Source organism: Nitrospirillum pindoramense (genome assembly GCF_007827955.1).
GTDB lineage: Bacteria > Pseudomonadota > Alphaproteobacteria > Azospirillales > Azospirillaceae > Nitrospirillum > Nitrospirillum amazonense_B.
Genome location: NZ_VITR01000014.1, coordinates 55,341 through 76,458, shown reverse-complemented (window position 1 = coordinate 76,458; position 21,118 = coordinate 55,341). Strand labels below are relative to the sequence as shown.

The 21,118-nt window shown below is 69.1% G+C and carries 20 protein-coding genes; 11 read left to right on the top strand and 9 right to left on the bottom strand.

Going from position 1 to position 21,118, the window contains the following annotated elements; translation table 11 throughout:
- The first annotated feature begins 245 nt into the window (after positions 1-245).
- The 8 genes from FBZ90_RS21405 (at position 246) to cheB (ending at position 11,798) form a co-directional block, all read left to right on the top strand.
- Positions 246-2,066 (top strand): response regulator, encoded by a 1,821-nt coding sequence (locus tag FBZ90_RS21405; RefSeq protein WP_145735023.1) that lies wholly within the window; start codon positions 246-248, stop codon positions 2,064-2,066.
- Complete coding sequence (locus tag FBZ90_RS21400; protein ID WP_145735022.1) at positions 2,063-4,132, top strand: response regulator; 2,070 nt, start codon at positions 2,063-2,065, stop codon at positions 4,130-4,132. The genes FBZ90_RS21405 and FBZ90_RS21400 overlap by 4 nt, the downstream gene beginning before the upstream one ends.
- A complete protein-coding gene (locus tag FBZ90_RS21395) occupies positions 4,125-4,652 on the top strand; it encodes a chemotaxis protein CheW (RefSeq protein WP_145735021.1) in 528 nt (175 codons plus the stop codon). The genes FBZ90_RS21400 and FBZ90_RS21395 overlap by 8 nt, the downstream gene beginning before the upstream one ends.
- A complete protein-coding gene (locus tag FBZ90_RS21390; protein WP_145735020.1) occupies positions 4,633-6,114 on the top strand; it encodes a CheR family methyltransferase in 1,482 nt (493 codons plus the stop codon). The genes FBZ90_RS21395 and FBZ90_RS21390 overlap by 20 nt, the downstream gene beginning before the upstream one ends.
- Positions 6,115-6,147: 33 nt before the next feature.
- Positions 6,148-6,765, top strand: a complete 618-nt coding sequence (locus FBZ90_RS21385; protein WP_186455972.1) for a chemotaxis protein CheW — start codon at positions 6,148-6,150, stop codon at positions 6,763-6,765.
- A gap of 88 nt (positions 6,766-6,853) precedes the next feature.
- The gene (locus FBZ90_RS21380; protein WP_145735018.1) at positions 6,854-8,470 is read left to right on the top strand and encodes a methyl-accepting chemotaxis protein; all 1,617 of its coding nucleotides are present in this window, start codon (positions 6,854-6,856) and stop codon (positions 8,468-8,470) included.
- Positions 8,471-8,480: 10 nt separating this feature from the next.
- Positions 8,481-10,727 (top strand): hybrid sensor histidine kinase/response regulator, encoded by a 2,247-nt coding sequence (locus FBZ90_RS21375; protein ID WP_145735017.1) that lies wholly within the window; start codon positions 8,481-8,483, stop codon positions 10,725-10,727.
- Between the two features lie 12 nt (positions 10,728-10,739).
- Positions 10,740-11,798, top strand: a complete 1,059-nt coding sequence (cheB, locus tag FBZ90_RS21370; protein WP_145735016.1) for a chemotaxis-specific protein-glutamate methyltransferase CheB — start codon at positions 10,740-10,742, stop codon at positions 11,796-11,798.
- On the opposite strand, the gene FBZ90_RS21365 is transcribed toward cheB, so the two are convergent.
- The gene (locus FBZ90_RS21365; protein WP_186455971.1) at positions 11,795-12,808 is read right to left on the bottom strand and encodes an AraC family transcriptional regulator; all 1,014 of its coding nucleotides are present in this window, start codon (positions 12,806-12,808) and stop codon (positions 11,795-11,797) included. The two genes, cheB and FBZ90_RS21365, sit on opposite strands and share 4 nt — an antisense overlap.
- 134 nt (positions 12,809-12,942) lie before the next feature.
- Between FBZ90_RS21365 and FBZ90_RS21360 the strand changes: the two genes are divergently transcribed.
- Genes FBZ90_RS21360 through FBZ90_RS21350 form a run of 3 tightly spaced genes read left to right on the top strand, consistent with a single transcriptional unit; the run spans position 12,943 to position 15,772 of the window.
- Positions 12,943-14,070, top strand: coding sequence for an acyl-CoA dehydrogenase (locus tag FBZ90_RS21360; protein WP_145735014.1), 1,128 nt, complete (start codon positions 12,943-12,945; stop codon positions 14,068-14,070).
- 14 nt (positions 14,071-14,084) lie between these two features.
- Complete coding sequence (locus tag FBZ90_RS21355; protein ID WP_145735013.1) at positions 14,085-14,834, top strand: electron transfer flavoprotein subunit beta/FixA family protein; 750 nt, start codon at positions 14,085-14,087, stop codon at positions 14,832-14,834.
- Positions 14,835-14,836: 2 nt separating this feature from the next.
- Positions 14,837-15,772, top strand: coding sequence for an electron transfer flavoprotein subunit alpha/FixB family protein (locus FBZ90_RS21350; protein ID WP_145735012.1), 936 nt, complete (start codon positions 14,837-14,839; stop codon positions 15,770-15,772).
- A gap of 79 nt (positions 15,773-15,851) precedes the next feature.
- On the opposite strand, the gene FBZ90_RS21345 is transcribed toward FBZ90_RS21350, so the two are convergent.
- The 8 genes from FBZ90_RS21345 to FBZ90_RS21310 form a co-directional block, all read right to left on the bottom strand.
- A complete protein-coding gene (locus FBZ90_RS21345) occupies positions 15,852-16,160 on the bottom strand; it encodes a HigA family addiction module antitoxin (protein ID WP_145735011.1) in 309 nt (102 codons plus the stop codon).
- Positions 16,161-16,173: 13 nt separating this feature from the next.
- Entirely contained in the window at positions 16,174-16,455 is a 282-nt protein-coding gene (locus FBZ90_RS21340; protein WP_145735010.1) for a type II toxin-antitoxin system RelE/ParE family toxin, read from the bottom strand.
- Between the two features lie 73 nt (positions 16,456-16,528).
- Complete coding sequence (locus tag FBZ90_RS21335; RefSeq protein ID WP_145735009.1) at positions 16,529-16,906, bottom strand: ACT domain-containing protein; 378 nt, start codon at positions 16,904-16,906, stop codon at positions 16,529-16,531.
- A 115-nt stretch (positions 16,907-17,021) separates the two neighbouring features.
- A complete protein-coding gene (locus FBZ90_RS21330; protein ID WP_211102239.1) occupies positions 17,022-17,324 on the bottom strand; it encodes a putative quinol monooxygenase in 303 nt (100 codons plus the stop codon).
- A 153-nt stretch (positions 17,325-17,477) separates the two neighbouring features.
- Positions 17,478-18,578, bottom strand: a complete 1,101-nt coding sequence (locus FBZ90_RS21325; RefSeq protein WP_145735008.1) for an NADH:flavin oxidoreductase/NADH oxidase — start codon at positions 18,576-18,578, stop codon at positions 17,478-17,480.
- 48 nt (positions 18,579-18,626) lie between these two features.
- Positions 18,627-19,307: a type 1 glutamine amidotransferase domain-containing protein gene (locus FBZ90_RS21320; RefSeq protein WP_145735007.1), complete on the bottom strand. Its 681-nt coding sequence runs from the start codon at positions 19,305-19,307 to the stop codon at positions 18,627-18,629.
- 93 nt (positions 19,308-19,400) lie between these two features.
- Positions 19,401-20,006 carry a TetR/AcrR family transcriptional regulator gene (locus FBZ90_RS21315; RefSeq protein WP_145735006.1) on the bottom strand — a complete coding sequence of 202 codons (606 nt, stop codon included), beginning with the start codon at positions 20,004-20,006 and terminating at the stop codon, positions 19,401-19,403.
- 45 nt (positions 20,007-20,051) lie between these two features.
- Complete coding sequence (locus tag FBZ90_RS21310) at positions 20,052-21,071, bottom strand: NADPH:quinone oxidoreductase family protein (protein WP_145735005.1); 1,020 nt, start codon at positions 21,069-21,071, stop codon at positions 20,052-20,054.
- Between the last annotated feature and the right edge of the window lie 47 nt (positions 21,072-21,118).

The window sequence follows — 21,118 nt, the reverse complement described above, 5'->3', positions numbered from 1 at the left end:
TGCGCAATTGGGAGAGGGGGTGGCCGAGCAGGGCGCCGAGGCCGCTGCCCCCGGCCGGGGTACCCACGACGCGCCTGTTAATAGGCTAGTTACGGGAATGGTGGAAAATGGTTGGGGAAACCGGCATTTTCCCGACTGACCCGTGGGGCGCGATGCCGTGCGGATCGATGGCGCGGTTCGGGCCTGGAGGCGGATTTGGTGGAACATCACAGCGCGTCCGGCCGGGTGGATGACCGGGCCGGCCCATGACGGCGGGTTCCGACATCACCGCGCCAACGACCGCTGGCCACCGTATCCTGCTGGTCGAGGATTCACCGACCCAAGCCCTGCGCCTGCAAATGACCCTGGAAGGCCAGGGCTGGTCCGTCACCGTTTGCGGTGACGCCGAAAGCGCGCTGGACCATCTGGGCCGGGAAATGCCGGACCTGGCGCTGGTCGACTACCACCTGCCCCGCATGAACGGGGATGAGTTCGTCCGCCGGGTCCGCCTGGATTTGCGCACCCGCGGCCTGTCGGTGCTGATGCTGACCGACAGCCACGCCGCGGACCGGGAGCGCCAGGGCTATGACAGCGGCGCCGACGCCTATGTGCCCAAGTCCGCCGACATCGATATCCTGCTGAGCCGGGTCGCGGCCCTGCTGCGCAAGACCACGGTCGGGGCGGCTGGGGGGACAGTCCCCGGCCTGGCTCCGGTGGCGATGCGCCGCAGCCGCCTGCTGGTGGTGGACGATAGCCCGACCTACCTGTTCTTCATCACCGCCCAGTTGCAGGAGGACGGGCACGAGGTGGTGGGCGTGTCCGGTGGACGCGAGGCCCTGGACCGCATCGAGCGCGAGAAGTTTGACTGCATCGTCGTCGACCTGGTCATGCCGGAGATGAGCGGCACGGAATTGTGCCAGCACCTGGACCGGATGCGTCGCCAGCATGACCGGCTGTTCCAGATCATCATCCTGACGTCCCGCGACAACAAGGAAGACATGATGCGCGGGCTGGAGGCCGGCGCCGACGACTTCGTGGGCAAGGCCAGCGAAAGTGAAATCCTGAAAGCCCGCATCCGTGCCCTGCTGCGCCGCAAGTTCCTGCATGAGGAGAACCTGCGCATCACCAGCGAATTCCGGGATAAGGAGCTGGAGCTGGAGCGGACGCGGGACGAACGCCGTATCGCCCAGGAGCGCGCCGCCATGGCGGAGGCGCTGGAGCGTTCCCACGCGGAGCTGGAGGAGGCCTATCGCGAACTGCAGGACACCCAGTCTCAGTTGGTTCAGGCGGCCAAGATGGCCTCCCTCGGCGCGCTGGTGGCCGGCATCGCGCATGAGCTGAACAACCCTTTGGCCTTTGTCGGCAACCATCTGGGCACCATCGCCCGCTGCCTGGAAAACATCACACCGGAAATCCAGGGGCATCTGTCGGAAAAGGGCGGGCGCGACCTGGAAAAGATGCGGCAGCGGCTGGCCGCCACCCGCCTGGGCATCGACAGGGTCGAGGATCTGGTGGTGAAGCTGCGCACCTTCTCCCGCCTGGATGAGGCGGAGGTGAAGGAGGTGGAGATCGAGGACAGCCTGGAATCGGTGCTGACCTTGTTGCAGCACAAGCTGTCGGAACGGATCGTGGTGGAGCGTAAATACGCGGGTCCGAAGCGCATCACCTGCCAGCCGGGGCCCCTGAACCAGGTGCTGATGAACATCGTGGGCAATGCCATCGACGCCATCGACGGGGCCGGGACCATCACGCTGGAAACGGCCCGGAATGGCCCAATGTTCCGCCTGTCCGTGCGCGACACCGGCCACGGCATTCCCGCGGCCATCCGCGACCGCATCTGCGAGCCGTTCTTCACCACAAAGCCGGTGGGTTCCGGCACTGGCCTCGGCCTTTCAATTTCCTATAGCATCATTCAACGCCATCGCGGGCGCTTGGAATTCCACAGTGAAGAGGGGCAGGGTACCGAGGTGGTGATCGAGATACCCCTGGACGGGGCGTCGGCGGACGCGCCGGCCCCGTCCGGTCCCGCGCAGGCGGCGCATACCGCGCCGGGGCAAGCGGCGCACGCGGCGCCGGGGAGTGCATGATGAACGGCCAGCAGCTTCCCACCGTCATGGTGGTCGATGATGAGCCGGAGGTGCTGATGGCGGTGGCCGACGCGCTGGAGGATGAGTTCAACGTCCTGACCAGCACGTCGCCGCTGACGGCGCGCGCCATGCTGGAGGATGATGACATCGCGCCGGTGGTCATCATTTCCGACCAGCGCATGCCGGGCGTGGCGGGCCATGAGTTCCTGCGCTGGGCGCGGGAATTGTCGGACGCGACCCGGGTGCTGATCACCGGTTACACCGATATCGACGCCCTGGGGGCGGCCGTCAACGCCGGCCAGATTTTCGGCTACCTGCCCAAGCCCTGGACGCCCGAGCGCCTGCGCCGTCTGATCCGCGAGGCGGCGGAGCATTGTGCCGTGCGCCGCGCGTTGGCGGAGGAGCGTCGGCTGCTGTCCCATCTGATGGACAGCGTGCCGGACGCCATCTCCTTCAAAGACAGGAACCTGCGTTACCTGCGGGGCAATCGGGCCCACGCCCAGGCCCTGGGGCTGGGCGACCCCGCGGACCTGATCGGCCGCACGGACGCGGAGATGGGCGTGGCGGACGCCGCCGCGCGCGAGGCGGCGGACCGGGCGGCGCTTGAGGCCGGCATCGTCGTCGCCGAGGCGCCCCATGATGCCGCCGGTCACCGCTGGCATTCCGTCGTGCGGTCCACCTTCAAGAATGGCGAGGGGGGGACGGAAGGCCTAGTCACCATCGCCCGTGACATCACCGCCGCCAAGGAGGCGGAGCGGGCCTTGAGCGAGGCGCATGCGACCCTGGAGCGCCGCGTGGCGGAGCGGACGGAGGATCTGGCCGCCACCGCCCGTGACCTGCTGGCGGCGCGCAAGGCAGCCGACCTCGCCAACGAGGCCAAGTCCCGTTACCTGGCGACCGTGGCCCATGAATTGCGCACCCCCCTGACGGGCGTCATCGGGTTTTCCGAACTGCTGTTGCGCGGCGGGGTCAGCCCGGGGGAATGGCACCGCCTGCTGACCCTGCAGGCGGACGCCGGCCGCACCCTGCTGGGCTTGTTGGATGACATCCTGGATCTGTCCAAGATCGAGGCCGGCCGGCTGACTCTGGAAAACCTGCCGCTGGATGTCCGTGCCCTGGTGGAGGATTGCGCGGCCCTGGTGCAGCCCTCCGCCATAGGCAAGGGCTTGGCGTTCCGCACGGCGGTGGCCGCCACCGTGCCGGCCAGGGTCATGGGCGACCCGACCCGCCTGCGGCAGGTCGTTCTCAACCTGCTGACCAACGCGGTGAAGTTCACCGCCACCGGCGGCATCGACCTGGCGGCGGAGGTCCTGCCTGACCCCCAAGGCCCGGAGGGGCAGCCCTCGCGCCTGCGTGTGTCCGTGACCGACACCGGCATCGGCATCCCGGCGGAACGTCTGTCCGGCCTGTTCGAGGAATTCAGCCAGGTGGATGAGACGACGGCCCGCCGGTTCGGTGGTACCGGCCTTGGGCTCGCCATCTGCCGCCGGCTGGTGGAGCATATGGACGGCCGCATCGGGGTGGACAGCGCGCCCGGCCAGGGCAGCCGCTTCTGGTTCGAGCTGCCGCTCACCCTGCCGGCGGCGGCGCCGGTGGCCCCGCCCGCCGAAGGGGTGGCGGGGCCGCCGCAACGGCCGGCGGCGGGCCGCCGCATCCTGCTGGTGGAGGATGACCGCTCCACCCAGGTTCTGGTGTCCACCGTCCTGCGCAGCGCCGGACATGAGGTCGAGATCGTGGACGATGGCGCCGCCGCCGTGCGGGCGGTGGACACCGGCACCTATGACCTGGTGTTCATGGACATGCACATGCCCCGTATGGGCGGGCTGGAAGCCATCACCCTCATCCGGGCGCTTCCCCGCGCCCCGGACCGCCCCCTGCCGCCGCTGGTGGTGCTGACCGCCGGTGTCTCGGATGAGGAGCGGGAGCGGTGCCGCGCCGCGGGCCTGGATGCCTTCCTCAGCAAGCCCGTGGATTTGGAGGAGTTGCTGAAGGCGGCGGCCACTGTTGGCCTTCCGCCCCAGGATCTGGCCGGTGAAGGGACAAGTGAAGGGGACGCCCATGGCTGATCCGGGCCAGAGCACCGGCGCCCCGCTATTGCGCTTCGATCTGGACGGCCAAGCCTATGGCTTGCCGCTGGCCATGGTCGAGCGGGCGGTGCGTGCCGTGGCGGTGACACCCCTGCCGGGGGCGCCGGGCCTGGTGCGCGGCGTCATCAACCTGCAGGGACAGGTGGTGCCGGTCATGGATGTCCGCCGCCGCTTCGGCCTGGACTCCCGGCCGTTGTCGCTCAGCGACCACATGATCGTAGCGCGCGGGCCCTATCGGACCGTCGTCCTGCTGGTGGACAGCGTCGTGGGCACGGTGGCCGCAGCACCCCTCGATTGGGTATCGGCCCAGGGCCTGGTGCCCGGCACGGACGACGCCATCGTCGGCGTGGTGCGGCTGGCCGATGGCCTGCTGCTGATCCACGACCTCGATCGCTTCCTGTCGGCGGCGGAGGAGGAGCAGCTGTCGGCCGCGCTGGCCAGTGCGAAGGGGCCAGCCATAGGGGAAACAGGGGGGGCGGATGCATCGCACCCTGCCTGATACCCTGCTCTCCGCCATGTCCGACCGGTTGAGCGCCAGCATCGGCCTGTATTTCCCGGCTGACCGCTGGATGGATATGGAGCGTGGCCTGGAACGGGCGGCGGTGGAGCTGGGCTATCCCGACACCGTGGCGGCCGTGCGCGATTGGTTGTCGGCGGGCGCGCTTGACCGGACGCAGCTGGAGGCGCTGGCCGGCCAGCTGACGGTGGGGGAAACCTATTTTTTTCGCGAACCCCGCAGCTTCGAGATTCTGGGCCAGAACATCCTGCCTGATCTCATCGCGGAGCGGCGGGCGGCCGGTACGCTGGCCCTCAGGATATGGAGTGCCGCCTGCTGCACGGGGGAGGAGGCGTACAGCCTGGCCATGCTGCTGGACACGCTGTTGCCCGACCGCTCCGCCTGGACCATCACGCTGCTGGCCACGGACGTGAACCCGCGCTTCCTGCGCCGTGCGGCCGAGGGCACGTATGGTGAATGGTCGTTCCGGGGCGTCGACCCGGCGCTGCGCAGCCGCTACTTCACCGCGCTGCCGGGCGGGCGCCACCGCATCAGCCCCGACATCGCCCGCATGGTGACCTTCGCCTACCACAACCTGATGGACGATCCCTACCCGGCGTTGGAAAGCAACACCAACGCCATGGACGTCATCCTGTGCCGCAACGTCCTCATGTATTTCAACGCCGATCAGGCGGGCCGCGTGGTGCGGCGCCTGTCGCACGCCCTGGTGGACAATGGCTGGCTGCTGCCCAGCTCCGTGGACGGCGCGCCCACCCTGTTCACCCCCCTGACCTTCGTGCCGTTCGACGGGGCGACGGTCTATCGCAAGGTGTCCTTGCCCGCACCCGCGCCGCCGCCGGTCCACCGGCATTCCCCGCCCATGCCCGCGCCTGTGCCCACTCCCGTGCCAGCGGCGCCGTTGCCGCCCGTCGTATCCGTGAGGCCGCCGGTCCCGACCTTGGCCCATTACCGCGCGCTGTATGACCTGGGCCGGTATGGCGACGCCGTTGAGGGACTGGAGGCCCGGTTGGCCGTGGCGCCGGCGGATGAGGCGGCCATGCTGCTGCTGGCGCGGTGCTACGCCAACCAGGGCCATCTGGCGGAGGCCGCGCATTGGTGCCAGGGCGTGCTGAACCATAACCGCGTCAGCGCGGAAGCCCACCACCTGCTGGCCATGATCCAGCAGGAGCGGGGGGACGCCGCCGCCGCGGCCATGTCGCTGCAGCGCGCGCTGTTCCTGGCGCCCCAGTCCATCGCCACGCATCTGGCCATGGCCAACCTGGCGCGCAGCCAGGGCCGCATCCGCGACGCCCGCAAGCATTACCGCAACATCATGGGGCTTTTGCAGGGACACCGCCCGGATGACATCCTGCCGGACCTTGAAGGCATGACCGTGGGACGGCTCATGGATGTCGCCGCGCACGCCCATGCGGCGCTGGGTGGCGATCCCGCCGGGGAGGGCTAAGGCATGGGGAACCAGGCCACGGAGAGACGGAGCATGGACTGGGACAGCGCCCATCGCCGGCTGGCGGCTTGGGCGGCGACGCTGGAACGTGGTTGGGTCCCGGATGAGGAGACGACGCGGCGCGTCCTGCACCGGCGTGGGCTGGAGTTGGCCAAGCCGCCCGTGCTGAGCGACGAAGGCGATCTCCTGGAACTGATGGAATTCACGGTGGGGACGGAGCGGTACGCCTTCGAAACCGCGGCCGTGGCGGAGGTGATGGCGCTGCACGGCTTGACCGCCGTGCCCAAGGCGCCGCCCTTCATCGCCGGCCTGACCACCGTGCGCGGCCAGGTGCTGCCCCTGGTCGATCTCGGCCGCCTGCTGGGCCTGGCGCCGGTGGCGCCGGCGGAACTGCGCCGGGTGGTGGTGCTGGCCCAGGCGCAAGCGCCGGGGCAGCCGGCCGGCGGCCTGGGATTGCTGGTCAGTGCCATCGTTGGCGTTTCCCGGATGCCGCGCGCCCAGGTGCAGGCACCGCCGGCGGTGTTGGCCGGCCGGCAACGCCATTATCTGGCGGGCGTCCTGCCCCCGCACCTGGCCCTGCTGGACGCCCGGCGGTTGGTGGCCGATCCCGCCCTCGTTGTTGACGGCCGGCTGGCCACAAGGTCGGGCTGAGCCCCATGCGGCCGAGCACGCGCCCAGTCACCCACCAAGCCCCGTCCCAAAATCACGGTCCACGCACAGCCCCTCGGGAGCGCCGGTCATGAAGTATTCTGTCGGAATGAAAATCTGGATCTGCCTGTGCAGCGTCCTGTTCATTCTTCTCGTGGTGGCTGCCACCTCCTACGGCAACATTCGTCAGCTGACGGAAACCACCTCGCTCCGCTCCCATTCCTATGAGGTGCAGGCCCGCCTGCTCAGCCTGCTGACCGCCGTCCAAGACATGGAGACGGGGCAGCGCGGCTATCTCGTCACGGGGGAGGAGCGCTATCTGGAACCCTATCGCCAGGGCATGAACACCCTGGAGCAGGTGTTGCAGACGGTGACGACGCTGACCCAGGACAACCCGGTGCAGCAGCAGAACCTGGAGCGTTTGCGCGTCCCTCTAAAGGACAAGGTGACGGAGCTGAAGGATACCATCGACCTGCGCCGCCTGCAGGGCTTTGACGCGGCGAAGGCGGTGGTGCTGACGGACCGCGGCAAGCAGTCGATGGACGACATCCGCCGCATCGTCGCCACCATGCAGGCGGGCGAGGGCGAATTGCTGCGCGCGCGGGAGACGGCGGCGGCGGCCAGTGCGGAGAGCACTGTCCTGGTCATCGCCGGGGGCACGTTGCTGGCGGCGGTGTTCGTGGTGGTGGCGGGCCTGTTCCTGGGCCGCAACATCGCCACGCCGTTGCGCGCCATCACCACCACGGCGGAGCGCATCGGCGCGGGCGACCTGACGGTGGCCGGCGCCATCGAGGTCAGCGACCGGGGTGACGAGGTGGGCAGCCTGGGCCGCACCTTCCACGCCATGGCCGGCAACCTGCGCCAGCTGATGCGCGACCTGCGCGAAGGCACCACCGTGCTGGGCACGGCCAGCAGCCAGATCGTGACCATCACCGCCCAGGTGGCCGCAAGCGCGGCCGAGACGGCCACCGCCCTGGCCCAGACCAGCGCCACCATGGAGGAGGTCAAGAAGACCTCCCAGGTGTCCAGCGAGAAGGCGCTCTACGTCTCGCAGACGGCGCAGAGCACGGCCCAGATCTCCCAGAACGGCAAGCAGGCGGTGGAACAGTCCATCGACGGCATCACCAAGGTGCGTGAGCAGATCATGGCCATCGCCGAGGCCGTGATGCAGCTGAGCGAGCAGAGCCAGGCCATCGGCGAGATCGTGGCGACCGTGAACGACCTGGCCGAGCAATCCAACCTGCTGGCCGTCAACGCCGCCATCGAGGCGGCCCGCGCGGGCGAGCAGGGCAAGGGCTTCGTCGTGGTGGCGCAGGAGGTGCGCAGCCTCGCCGAACAGTCCAAGCAGGCCACCACCCAGGTGCGGTCCATCCTGGGCGACATCCAGAAGGCCACCGCCACGGCGGTGCTGGCGGCCGAGCAGGGCAGTAAGGCGGTGGATGCCGGCGTGAAGCAGTCGGTGGCGGCGGGCGAGGCCATCGACCGCCTGGCCCAGAGCATCGCCGTGGCGACCCAGGCGGCCACCCAGATCGCCGCCTCCAACCAGCAGCAGCAGGTGGGCATCGACCAGGTGGCGCTGGCCATGGAGAACATCAAGCAGGCCAGCATGCAGAACATGAACGCCACCAAGCAGGCGGAGACCGCCGCCCACAACCTGAATGAGCTGGGGCATAAGCTGAAGACCGTCACCGGCCAGTACCAGGCCTGAGGACCGGCGGATGAGCCAGTCGGACGATCAGCTCCTGAAAAGGTTGCTGGCCATGTTCGAGGTGGAGGCGGAGGAGCACCTCTCCGCCATCGCCGCCGGACTGCTGGCCCTGGAACAGGCGCCGCCGCGCGACCGCGCGCAGGAGCTGGTGGAGACCACCTTCCGGGAGGTGCACACCCTCAAGGGGGCGGCCCGCGCCGTGAATCTGGGCGCGGTGGTGGCCGTGTGCCACGCCATGGAAAGCGTCTTCGCGGCCTTGAAGGGCGGGCGGCTGGCGCTGACTCCGGCCGGCCTGGACCTGCTGCATCAGGGGTATGCCCGTGTACGGGGCCTGCTGGACGGCAGCCTGGCCGCCGGGCCGGACCAGGACGTTCTGGTGGCGGCCCTGGACGCTTATGCCGAGGGGCAAGAACCGGCGACGGCGATGCCGGTCCTGACACCGCCGGACGCCCCGTCCGCCTCACCGGCTTCGGAGCGGGGAACGGAAACGCCGGCCCCCGACGTGCCGGCCCTGGACACGCCGCGCGTCGGCAGCCGCCCCACCCTGCGCATCGCCACGGCCAAGGTGGATGCCCTGCTGCGCCATGCGGAGGAGCTGGTGTCCGCCCGGCTGGCCGCCGGTCGCCAGGTCGCGGAACTGGGGGGGCTGGCGTCGGAGGTGGCGGAGCGCGTGCGCTCCCACGAGCGGGCCCGCCGCCGCGTGGTGGAGGAGGGGGAGGACAGCCCCACCGTCCGCCTGCTGAAGCAACAGGGCGACACGCTGCGTTGGCTGTCCGGTCGCATCGCCCAGCTGGCCAACGCCGGTCGCCAGGACGTGCGCATCCTGGGCAAGATGCTGGACAGCCTGCTGGACGAGGCGAAGCAGGTGCTGATGGTGCCGGTATCGGTGCTGCTGGATCCCATGGCGCCCTTGGTGCGCGACCTGGCCCGCGCCGAGGGCAAGGATGTGGATTTGGTCATCCGGGGCGGGGACCTGGAAATCGACCGCCGTATCCAGGAGGAGATGAAGGACGCGCTGCTGCACCTGGTGCGCAACGCCATCGCCCATGGCATCGAACCGCCGGAGCTGCGGGAGCGTCGCGGCAAATCGGCCCGGGGCACCCTCGCCATCACCGTGGCCCAGACGGAGGGGGGACGGGCGGAGATCGCCATCGCCGACGACGGCGGCGGCTTCGACGTGGTCGGGCTGCGCCTGGCGGCGGCGGAGCAGGGGCTGATGACGCCGGAGGCCGCGGCCGCGCTGGACGACGACGCGGCCCGCGCGCTGGCCTTCCATTCCGGCCTGTCCACCAGCGGTCTGCTGACCGACGTGGCCGGCCGGGGGCTGGGCCTGGCCATCGTGCAGGAAAAGGTGGAGCGGCTGGGCGGCAGCCTGGCGGTGGAATCGACGCCCGGCCTGGGTACCGTCTTCCGCATCCGTTTGCCCGTTACCCTGGCCAGCTTCCGCGGCGTGCTGGTGGAGGTGGAGGGCGCCTGTTTCATCCTGCCCACCGGGGGTGTGGAACGGGTGGCCCGCATCGCCCAGGGCGCCATCGCCACCGTGGAGAACCGCGAGACGGTGGTGTTGAACGGGCGCACGCTGGGCCTGGTGCGCCTGGCGGATGTGCTGGGCCTCTTACCGGCGCGCGCCGTCCAGGCGCCGCCCAGCCACCACACGGTGGCGGTGCTCAGCCGGGGCGGGCAGGCCACCGCCTTCATCGTCGACCGCGTGCGCGATGAGCAGGAGGTGCTGATGAAGGGCTTGGGGCCGCAGTTGGCTCGGGCCCCCTATGTCACCGGCGCCAGCGTCCTGGCGACGGGAGAGGTGGCGCTGATCCTGAATGTCGCCGACCTGCTGGCGGGGGCGGCCCAGGCGCCGGCCACCCCACGGTCGACGGTGACCGTGTCACGCAAAAAGTCCATATTGATTGCAGAAGACAGCATTACTGCACGCACGCTATTCAAGAACCTGCTGGAAGCGGCGGGGTATCAGGTGCGCACCGCCGTGGACGGGGTCGACGCCTGGGCGGTCCTGACCGGCGGGGAGGAGTTCGACCTTCTGGTGTCGGACGTGGAAATGCCGCGCATGGGCGGGTTCGAGCTGACCGCCAAGGTGCGCGGGGCCGCCAAGCTGGCGGACTTGCCGGTGGTGTTGATCACCTCGCTGGGCTCACGCGAGGACAAGGAACGGGGGATCGATGCCGGCGCCAACGCCTATCTGGTCAAGGACAGTTTCGACCAGGGCAACCTGCTGCAAATCGTCAGTCATTTGGTTTAAGGAAAGCCTCTCATGATCCGGGTCGTCGTCGCCGAAGACTCACCCACCCTGCGCGAATATCTGGTTTCCATCCTGTCGGCTGAACCCGATATCGAGGTGGTGGCCACCGCCATCGACGGCCTTCAGGCGGTGGAGGCCGTGGCCCGCCATCGTCCCGATGTGGTGACGATGGACATCCACATGCCGCGCCTGGGTGGCCTCGCCGCCACCCGGCGCATCATGGAGGAAACGCCCTGCCCCATCGTGGTGGTCAGCAGCACCATGAGCGACCAGGTGGCGGCCACCTTCCGCGCCCTGGACGCCGGCGCCGTGGCCTTTGTCCACCGCCCGGTGGGGCTGGGCCATCCCCGCCAGGCCATTGAAGCGGCGGACCTGGCGCAGACCGTGCGCCTGATGGCCGAGGTCAAGGTGGTGCGGCGCTGGGCCAACCCGGCCAAGCTGCCCCGTCCGGCCGTGGCCCGCCCCATGCCGGAGACCAGCCTGCCTGGCGGCGTGCGGCCCGCGGTCATTGCCATCGGGGCCTCGACCGGCGGGCCGGTGGCCTTGCAGGCCATCCTGGCGGGCCTGCCCGCCGATTTCCCCATTCCCCTGATGGCGGTCCAGCACATCTCCCCCGGCTTCGTCGGCGGCTTCGCCGAGTGGCTGGCCGGAGGCTCCGCCCTGCCGGTGCAGGTCGCCAAGGCGGGGGAGGTGCCCCGCCCCGGCCACTTCTACCTGGCGCCCGACAACGCCCACATGGGTCTGGGCGCGGACGGCGCCATCACCTTGGATCACGGGCCGCCGGAAAACAGCGCCCGGCCCGCCGTGTCGCACTTCTTCCGTTCCGTGGCCCGGGTGCATGGGGCCCGCGCCGTGGGGGTGCTGCTGTCCGGCATGGGCGTGGACGGGGCGGTGGAATTGCGTGAGATGCGTGACGCCGGCGCGGTCACCTTCGCGCAGGACAAGGAAAGCAGCATCGTCCACGGCATGCCCGGCGCCGCCATCGCCCTGGGTGGCGCCACCGCCGTACTGAAGCCGTCCGATATCGCCGCGCGTCTCGTCACGCTGACCCGCAAGGTGGAGGAGAGCTAGGCCTGCCGCTGCGCCCGGAAGGCGCCGGGCGCCAGCCCCGTCCATTTACGGAACGCGCGGTGGAACGCGCTGGTCTCGGCAAAGCCCAGGCGGGCCGCCAGGTCGGGGATGGCTTCCGTCCCCGCTGCCAGCGCCGCTTCGGCCGCGCGTCGGCGCAATTCGTCCTTGATGGCCTGGAAGGGGCGACCCTCCTGCCGCAGCCCCCGGCGCAGCGTGGCGGGGGAGCAGCGCAGGGTGCGCGCGACGCTGTCGAAATCCGGCCAAGCCGCGGGGGGCCGGCGGTCCAGCAACTGGGCGACGCGGCGGGCGTAGCTGTCGGGATTGCGATAGCGCACCAGGAAATTCTCCGGCGCGCGGTTCAGGAAGGTGACGGCGGTGCGCGCGTCCTGCGCCACCGGCAGGGCCAGCAGGGCGGCGTCGAACCACAGGCGGGCGGCCTCCTGGCCGAAGCGCAGGGTGGAGCTGTACACCACGCGGTATTCCTCGGCATGCGGTGGCGCCGGGGGGATGAAATCGGCGGCGTCGATGGGAATGCGCCGCCGCACCAGCCAGCAGGCCAGGCCGTGCAGATAGGTCATCAGCGTCTCTTGCGCGAACAAGGCCAAGGGCGCGTCGGGGACGGTGGGGCGGATCTCCAGGCAGGCCAGGCGGCCTTGGCGGCGCAGGCCCACCCGGATGCCGTCGAAAACGCTATTGTATCCCCGGCAGGCGAGATCCAGTGCCCGGCCCAGATCCCGGCCACCCAAGGCCAGCAGGCAGATGACGGAAAAGGTGCCGATCTTCATGCGACGGGTGTCGAGGCCGAAGAATTCGTCATCCATCACCTGGGCCAGCAGGCGCAGCAGCGTACCGTAGGTGGTCACCGGCACACGGGCGCCGGCGGGGACGCCATCCAACCCGGCCTTGCGCCGCAGGGGCGTGGCGTCCAGGCCGCGCGCGGTGGCGCAGGCCAGCGCCGCCGCCACGAAATAGGGGGCGACACTGTTCTTGTCCTGAAGGAACTTGTCCACGCGACCACACCCAAGACGGATTGACAAAAACGATCACCGGATTTGATCCGGTTGGTCATTCCCGATTGGTTCGATCATGTCTAGTGTGATCGCGGCTGGCAAGCCGGCCCCAAGAATGTGGAGGAAGCGTCCCGATGGTGATCACCGAGGAACAGGCCATGGTGCGCGACATGGCGCGCGCCTTCGCCCGGGAGCGGCTGGCCCCCGGGGCGGCGGAGCGTGACCGCACCAGCGCCTTCCCGGCCGAAGAGATCAGGGCCATGGGCGAACTGGGCCTGATGGGCATGCTGGTGCCCGAGGAATGGGGCGGGGCCGGCACGGATATCCTGTCCTATGTCCTGGCGATCGAGGAGATCGCGGCCGGCGACGGCGCCATCTCCACCATCATGAGCGTGCACAACTCCGTCGGCTGCGCCCCCATCCTGAAGTTCGGCACCCCGGCGCAGAAGGACCGCTATCTGCGGGCCATGGCCACCGGCCAGATGCTGGGTGCCTTCTGCCTGACGGAACCGCAGGCGGGCTCCGACGCGTCCGCGCTCAAGACCCGCGCCGTGCGCGATGGCGACCATTGGGTCATCAACGGCGCCAAGCAGTTCATTACCAATGGCCAGAACGCTGGCGTGGCCCTTGTCTTCGCCGTCACCGATCCGGCCGCCGGCAAGAAGGGCATCTCCGCCTTCCTGGTGCCGACCGACACGCCCGGCTATACCGTGGCCCGGCTGGAACACAAGCTGGGCCAGCGTTGCAGCGACACGGCGCAGATTGTGTTCGATAACGTCCGCGTGCCGGCTGACGCCCTGCTGGGCGAACCCGGCCAAGGCTATCGCATCGCCCTGGCCAACCTGGAAGGCGGGCGCATCGGCATCGCGGCGCAGGCGGTGGGCATGGCCCAGGCCGCGTTCGAGGCGGCGCGGGATTACGCGCGCGGCCGCACCAGCATGGGCGTGGCCATCATCGAGCATCAGGCCGTGGCCTTCCGCCTGGCGGACATGGCCACCCGCATCGAGGCGGCGCGCCAGCTGGTGCTGCATGCTGCCAGCCTTCGCCAGGCGGGCCAGCCCTGCCTGAAGGAGGCGTCGATGGCCAAGCTGTTCGCGTCGGAAATGGCGGAGCGCGTGTGCTCCGACGCCATTCAGACCCTGGGCGGCTATGGCTATGTCGAGGATTTCCCGGTGGAGCGCATCTATCGCGATGTGCGCGTCTGCCAGATTTACGAGGGTACCAGCGATATCCAGAAGCTGGTGATTTCCCGCAACCTCTAAAGGATCGGTAAGCGATGAAAGTGCTGGTCGCGGTCAAGCGGGTCGTTGACTACAACGTGAAGGTTCGCGTGAAGGCGGACGGCACGGGTGTGGAGACGGCCAACGTCAAGATGTCGATGAACCCGTTCGACGAGATCGCGGTTGAGGAGGCTGTGCGCCTGAAAGAGGCGGGCAAGGCCACCGAGATCGTGGTGGTGAGCGTGGGGCCGAGCCAAGCGCAAGAGACGCTGCGCACGGCGCTGGCCATGGGTGCGGATCGCGCCATCCTGGTGCAGACGGACGCGGAGACGCAGTCGCTGGGCGTGGCCAAGGCGCTGAAGGCGCTGGCCGAGAAGGAACAACCCGGCCTGGTGATCCTGGGCAAGCAAGCCATCGACGACGACGCCAACCAGACCGGCCAGATGCTGGCGGCCCTCTTGGGCTGGGCCCAGGGCACCTTCGCCAGCAAGGTGGTGCCGGCGGAAGGAACCGTTGCCGTGACGCGTGAGATCGACGGCGGTCTGGAGACGGTGGAGCTGAAGCTGCCGGCGGTGGTGACCACCGACCTGCGCCTGAACGAGCCGCGCTACGCCTCGCTGCCCAACATCATGAAGGCGAAGAAGAAGCCGCTGGAGACGGTGGACCCGGCCAGCCTGGGTGTGGACCTGACGCCGCGCCTGAAGACGCTGAAGGTGGCGGAGCCGGCGAAGCGCGCCGGCGGGGTGAAGGTGGGCTCCGTCGAGGAGCTGGTGGCCAAGCTGAAGACCGAAGCGCGGGTGATCTGACCATGACGACTCTTGTGATTGCTGAGCCCTCGGTGGAGGGCGTGAAGGCCCCGACGCTGACCACGCTGGGGGCGGCCGCCAAGCTGGGCGGCGACGTCCACGTCCTGGTCATCGGTCAGGGCGTGGGTGCCGTGGCTGACGCCACCACCCAGGTCGCCGGTGTGGCCAAGGTGCTGACGGCGGACGCCGCCGAGCTGGCGCATGGCCTGGCGGAGAACGTGGCGCCGCTGGTGGTGAACCTGGTGAAGGCCGGCGGCTACAGCCATGTGCTGGCGCCCAGCACCACCTTCGGCAAGAACGTGGCGCCGCGCATCGCAGCATTGCTGGACGTGGCGCAGATCAGCGACATCACCGGGGTGGAGGGTGCGGACACCTTCACCCGGCCGATCTACGCCGGCAACGCCATCGCCACCGTGCAGTCGTCCGACCCGGTGAAGGTGGCGACAGTGCGCGGCACGGCGTTCGAGGCGGTGGCGGCCACGGGCGGCAGTGCTGCGGTCGAGGCCGTGTCGGGTGCGGCGGATGCCGGCCTGTCCACGTTCGTGAGCCAGGAAGTGTCGAAGTCGGAGCGGCCGGAGCTGACCAGCGCCCGCGTCATCGTCTCGGGCGGCCGGGGCATGCAGTCGGGCGACAACTTCCCGCTGCTGGAGGCCCTGGCCGACAAGCTGGGCGCGGCCGTGGGCGCCAGCCGCGCGGCGGTGGACGCCGGCTTCGTGCCCAACGACTACCAGGTCGGGCAGACGGGCAAGATCGTGGCGCCGGAGCTGTACATCGCCGTCGGCATTTCGGGCGCCATCCAGCACCTGGCCGGCATGAAGGACAGCAAGGTCATCGTGGCCATCAACAAGGACGAGGAGGCGCCCATCTTCCAGGTGGCCGACTACGGCCTGGTCGCCGACCTGTTCAAAGCCGTGCCGGAATTGACCGGCCAGGTCTGAGGTCGCTTCAGTTTCTCTTTAAGTTTCAAGGAATAACACCGTGACCTGGCCGGGCGCTCGCAAGGGCACCCGGCCAATTTTATTCCGCTGCGTGGTGCAGCACCTGCACAGCCGACAGGTCCACGCTTTGGTGGGCGACCGCCAAATTGTGGGTGGTCTGCAGGTTCAGCCAGAACTCTGCAGTGGTACCAAGCACTTTGGCCAAGCGCAGGGCGGTATCCGCCGTGACCTCCGTCTGCTCAGTCGCCACCCGCTCGATCCGCGTGCGGGGGACGCCGCAGGCCTTGGCGATCTTGCCCGCCGTCAGGCCCAGGGGCTCCATGAACTCCTCCCGCAGGACTTCGCCGGGATGGATGGGGCGCATGGTGATGAGGGCATCGGTGGTCATGGGGCCTATCCGTTCAATGGTAGTCGACAATCTCAACATCGTAGGCATCACGGCCTTCCCAGCGGAAGCACACGCGCCACTGGTCGTTGATCCGGATGGAATGCTGGCCTTCACGGTCTCCAGACAATTTTTCCAAGCGATTGCCGGGGGGAACGCGCAGATCCTCCACAGTGGCCGCGGCATGAATGATCGCCAGCTTCCGCTGCGCCGTGCGCACCAAGTCGGCGGGAAAGCCTTTGGTCAAGGTGCCGGCCAGCAGTTCCTGGCTAAGCTTGCCTTTGGTGCTTCTGATCATCGCCGCCGCTTATAGGCCAGGGTCAATCATGTATCATGGACAGATACATGGAACAAGGGCCGCGCGTATCTTTCTATGATACGACGTGCCCCGCCGCCCGCAGCAGCGACAGCGCACGGTCCCGGTTCTCCGCCTTCACCATCAAATGGTCGGTGTTGAAGGTGGAGGTGACGAAGATGCCGATGCCGTCCTCCGACAGGGGGCGGATGACGGACAGCAGGATGCCCGCTTGGTCGAAGGCGAAGGGGCCGATGAACTTCAGGCACACCCAATCACGATCAGCCTTCACGTCCTGTGGCACCCGCTCTTCCCGGCAGATCAGCGACAGTTCCTCATCATCCCGGGCCAGGGCGGTGAAGCCCTCGCCCTCCCACCAGGCGGGGATAGGGGTATCGGGCGGAAATTGGACGATGGCGTAGCGGCCATCCAGGTGCTGCAGGGTGATGCCCATGGGGTGCTTTCCGAATGACGAAGCGGTGGCGCCAATGACGGCGCCACCTTACCGGAAAGTCCCCCATCTTACAGGTGGGGATGGCGGCGGCCACACCCGGCCACCGCCCCGCGCCTTATTCCACCGTGTCCACCGGAGTGGCGGCTACCACCACCGGCGCCTCGGCCAGCAGGTCGCCCACCGCCGCGCGGAAGGCGGTGTAGTGCGGACTGGCACGGTGGGCCTCGATGGCCGCCTCATCGGCATAGATCTCGAACACATGGAAGCGGACCGGCGTGTCCGTGCCCCGAAACAGGTCGTAGCGGCGGTTGCCCGGCTCCGCGCGCGAATGGCCGGTCAGGTCGCGCATCAGCGCTTCCACCTTATCCACGGCTTCGGGCTTGGGCGTGACGGTGGCGATTAGGGAAATGCTCATCATCTAACTCCATTTGCGCCCTCAGGCGCCGGGCGCCAGCATCCGCCGGCTGGGCTTATCCTCGATTTCCAGTCCGCCTTCGGCTCCCCGGAAATCTCCGGCGGACGCGGTCGCGTCCTACGGCGGCATGGGTCCTCCCATGCCGCCGTTGTTGGTTCAGGCTTCGACGGCGTAGCGCTGCAGCCAGTGGGCGTAGGGGGCGGGCAGCACCCAGGACGGGCGCTCGATCCCCAGCTTCAAGGCGGCGGCGTAAGGCCAGTGCGGGTTGGCCAGGTGGTTGCGGCCGACCAGCACCTGGTCCAGCTGCTGCTCCCGCACCGCGCGGTCGGCGACCTCGGGGTTGGCGAAACCCCAGGCGGAGGAAACGGGGATGCCGGCCTCCTGACGCACGCGGGCGGCGATGGGCGCCAAGAAGGCGGGGCCCCACGGCACATTGCCCTTGGGCGTGGAGAAGCCGACGCTGACGCTCAGCAGGTCCAGCCCTTCCTGGCGGAAGCGGCGGGTCAGGGCGATGGACGCCGCCATCGTCTCCTCATCCCGGCCGTCATACTCGATGACGCCGAAGCGCGCGGACAGGGGCAGGTGCTCCGGCCAGACCTGGCGCACGGCGGCCAGCGTTTCCACCAGGAAGCGGCCCCGGTTCTCGGCGCTGCCGCCGTACTGGTCTGTGCGCTGGTTGGCGTCGCGGTTGAAGAAGCTCTGGGCCAGATAGCCGTGGGCGAAGTGCAGCTCCAACCATTCGAAGCCGGCATCGCGGGCGCGCTTGGCCGCGGCCACGAACTCCTCCCGCACCCGGGCGATGTCGTCCAGGGTCATGGCCTTGGGGGTCTTGGGCAGGTTGGCGCCGAAGGCGATGGCCGACGGCGCGATGGTGCCCCAGCCGCGCGGATCGCCCTCGGCGATATGGTCATCGCCCTCCCAGGGGCGGTTGGCGCTGGCTTTGCGGCCGGCATGGCCGATCTGGATGCCGGGGACGGCGCCCGCCGCCTTGATGGCGCGGACGACCGGCACGAAGGCCTGGGCCTGCGCGTCGTTCCACAGGCCGGTGCAGGCCGGGGTGATGCGCCCCTCCGGCGCCACGGCGGTGGCCTCTACCACCACCAGACCGGCACCGCCGCGGGCCAGGGTGGCATAGTGGCTGAGGTGCCAGTCGTTGGGCAGACCATCGGTGGCGCTGTACTGGCACATCGGCGGCACGGCGATGCGGTTGCGCAGGGTGATGTCCTTGATCTTCAGGGGATCGAACAAGGTGGGCATGGGGAAGCTCCGGATGAACGGGAACGGTATGGGATTAGGGGGCAGCGATCAGCCTCGAAGCGCCGCCAGCAACAACTCGGCCGTCTTTTCGGACGAGGCCGGGTTCTGCCCGGTGATCAGCAGGCCGTCCTGAACGGCGTAGGGCTGCCAGTCGCCGATCTTGCTGTAGACGCCGCCCTTGGCCGTCAGCATGTCCTCAACCAGGAAGGGAACCACCTTGGTCAGGCCCACGGCCTCTTCCTCGCTGTTGGTGAAGCCGGTGACCGCGCGGCCCTGCACCAGGGGGGTGCCGTCCGCCGCCTTCACGTCGCGCAGCACGCCCGGGGCGTGGCAGACCAGGGCGACCGGCTTGCCCGCCGCGATGGTGGTCTCGATCAGGCGGATGGAGTTGGCGTCGTTCGCCAGGTCCCACAGCGGGCCGTGGCCGCCGGGATAGAACACCGCGTCGAAGCCCTCATGTCCGACCTCGGCCAAGATCCGGGTATTGGCCAGGGCCTGCTTCGCCGCTGCGTCCGCCTCGAACCGGCGGGTGGCGTCCGTCTGGAAGCCGGGATCGCTGCTCTTGGGGTCCAGTGGCGGCTGCCCGCCCTTGGGCGAGGCCAGGGTGACGGTCGCCCCGGCGTCCTTGAAGACGTAATACGGGGCGGCCAGCTCCTCCAGCCAGAAGCCCGTCTTGGCGCCGGTGTCGCCCAGTTGGTCGTGAGAGGTCAGCACCATCAGGATGTTCATGATCCAAGTGTCCTTTCGGTCCGAGGGGTAGAATAGACCAGTCGTCTAGTTATTTGGGCGCGGAAACGCTGGCAGGTCGCCGGCGGAACCGCGTCAGTGAGGGGTGTCGAGGTGCAGCATCATCCGGGTGGCGCGCATCGCGGCCTCCAGCGGGCTGGCGCTGCGGGAAATCTTGGCCATCAGGCTGGCACCCAGCCAGGTCTGGTATAGGGTTTCGGCCAGGGGACAGGGGGCCCCGGCGATGGTGAGCGACCCGTCGGCGACGCCGTCCTCCAGCGCCTGGCCCAGACGCTTGATGATGGCCTTGGTGCCCCGGTCCAGCACGGCGCGCATGGCCTCCGACAGGTCGGCGACCTCGGCCCCCAGCTTTACCGCCAGGCACTTGCCTTCGGCATCGCAGTCGCCCTGGGTGTCGATCCAGTGCTGCCAGTAGGCCAGCATGCGATCGACCACCGGCTTGCCCGGCGCCGACAATTGCCGGTCCAGATCCGCCAGATAGGTCTCGAAATAGCTTTCCAGCAGGGCCGTGCCGAAGGCGTCCTTGGAGTCGAAATAGTGATAGAACGACCCCTTGGGCACATGGGCGGCACCCAGGATCTCGTTCAGCCCAACCGCGGCGAACCCCTTGCCGCCGATAATGCGCTGGGCGGTGTCGAGGATGTGCTGGCGCACGTCGATGCTGTGGGGCTTGGCGATCATGGGTGCGATATAAGCACGATTAGACCAGTCGTCTAGTGACGGTCGTCACCCTCGGTCGACTTCCACCACGATCTTGCCCACCGCCTGGCGGGTGCCCAGGGCGGTCAGGCCTTCGGGGGCGCGGTCGAAGGGTAGGCGCAGGCCGATGTGGGGGCGGATTGTGCCCTCGGCCAGCCAGCCCATGATCTCCCGCAGGTAGGTCTGGTTCAGGGCCGGGTGACGGCGGGTGAACTCGCCATAGAACACACCCAGCACGGCGGCGTCCTTCAGTAGGGTCAGGTTCAGGGGCAGCTTGGGGATGCCGGCGGTGAAGCCCACCACCAGATAGCGGCCGCGCCAGCCCAGGGCGCGGAAGGCGGGCTCGGCATAGGCGCCGCCCATGGGGTCGTAGATCACGTCGGCCTCGCCCTTGCCGGAGACGGCCTGGCAGGCGGCGCGGATGTCGGCGGTCAGGGCCTTGGGGGCGGCGGGGTCGTCCAGGGTGGCGGGATAGACCACCACGGCGTCGGCGCCGTTATCCTGGGCGATGGCGGCCTTCTCTGGGGAGGACGCGGCGGCCACGACGCGGGCGCCCATGGCCTTGCCCAGTTGCACCGCCGCCAGGCCCACGCCGCCGGCCGCCCCCAACACCACCAGCGTTTCCCCCGCCGCCAGCTTGGCGCGGTCACGCAGGGCGTAGTGGCTGGTGCCGTAGGTCAGGCGCAGGGCGGCCCCGGCGGCGTCATCCACGCCGTCCGGCAGGGGCAGGCAGTCCGATGCCGGTACAGCCAATTGTTCCGACAGGCCGCCATGGGGCACCACACCGATGACGCGGTCGCCGACCGTGAAGTCCTGGACGCCCTCGCCCAGGGTGATCACCCGGCCGGCCACCTCCAGCCCCGGGGCGAAGGGCCGGGGCGGGCGGGCCTGGTACAAATCCTGGATGACCAGCAGGTCGGGGTAGTTCAGTGCCGTGGCGCTGACGGCGACCACCACCTGGCCGGGGCTGGCCACCGGCGGGGCCAAGTCCGTATCCAGGACCAGGGTGTCCGGTCCCCCCGTCTGATGGCTGCGCCAGGCCCGCATCGCTGTCCTCCCATGACACTCTCGGTCGTTGTGCTCCAGAGTGGGGG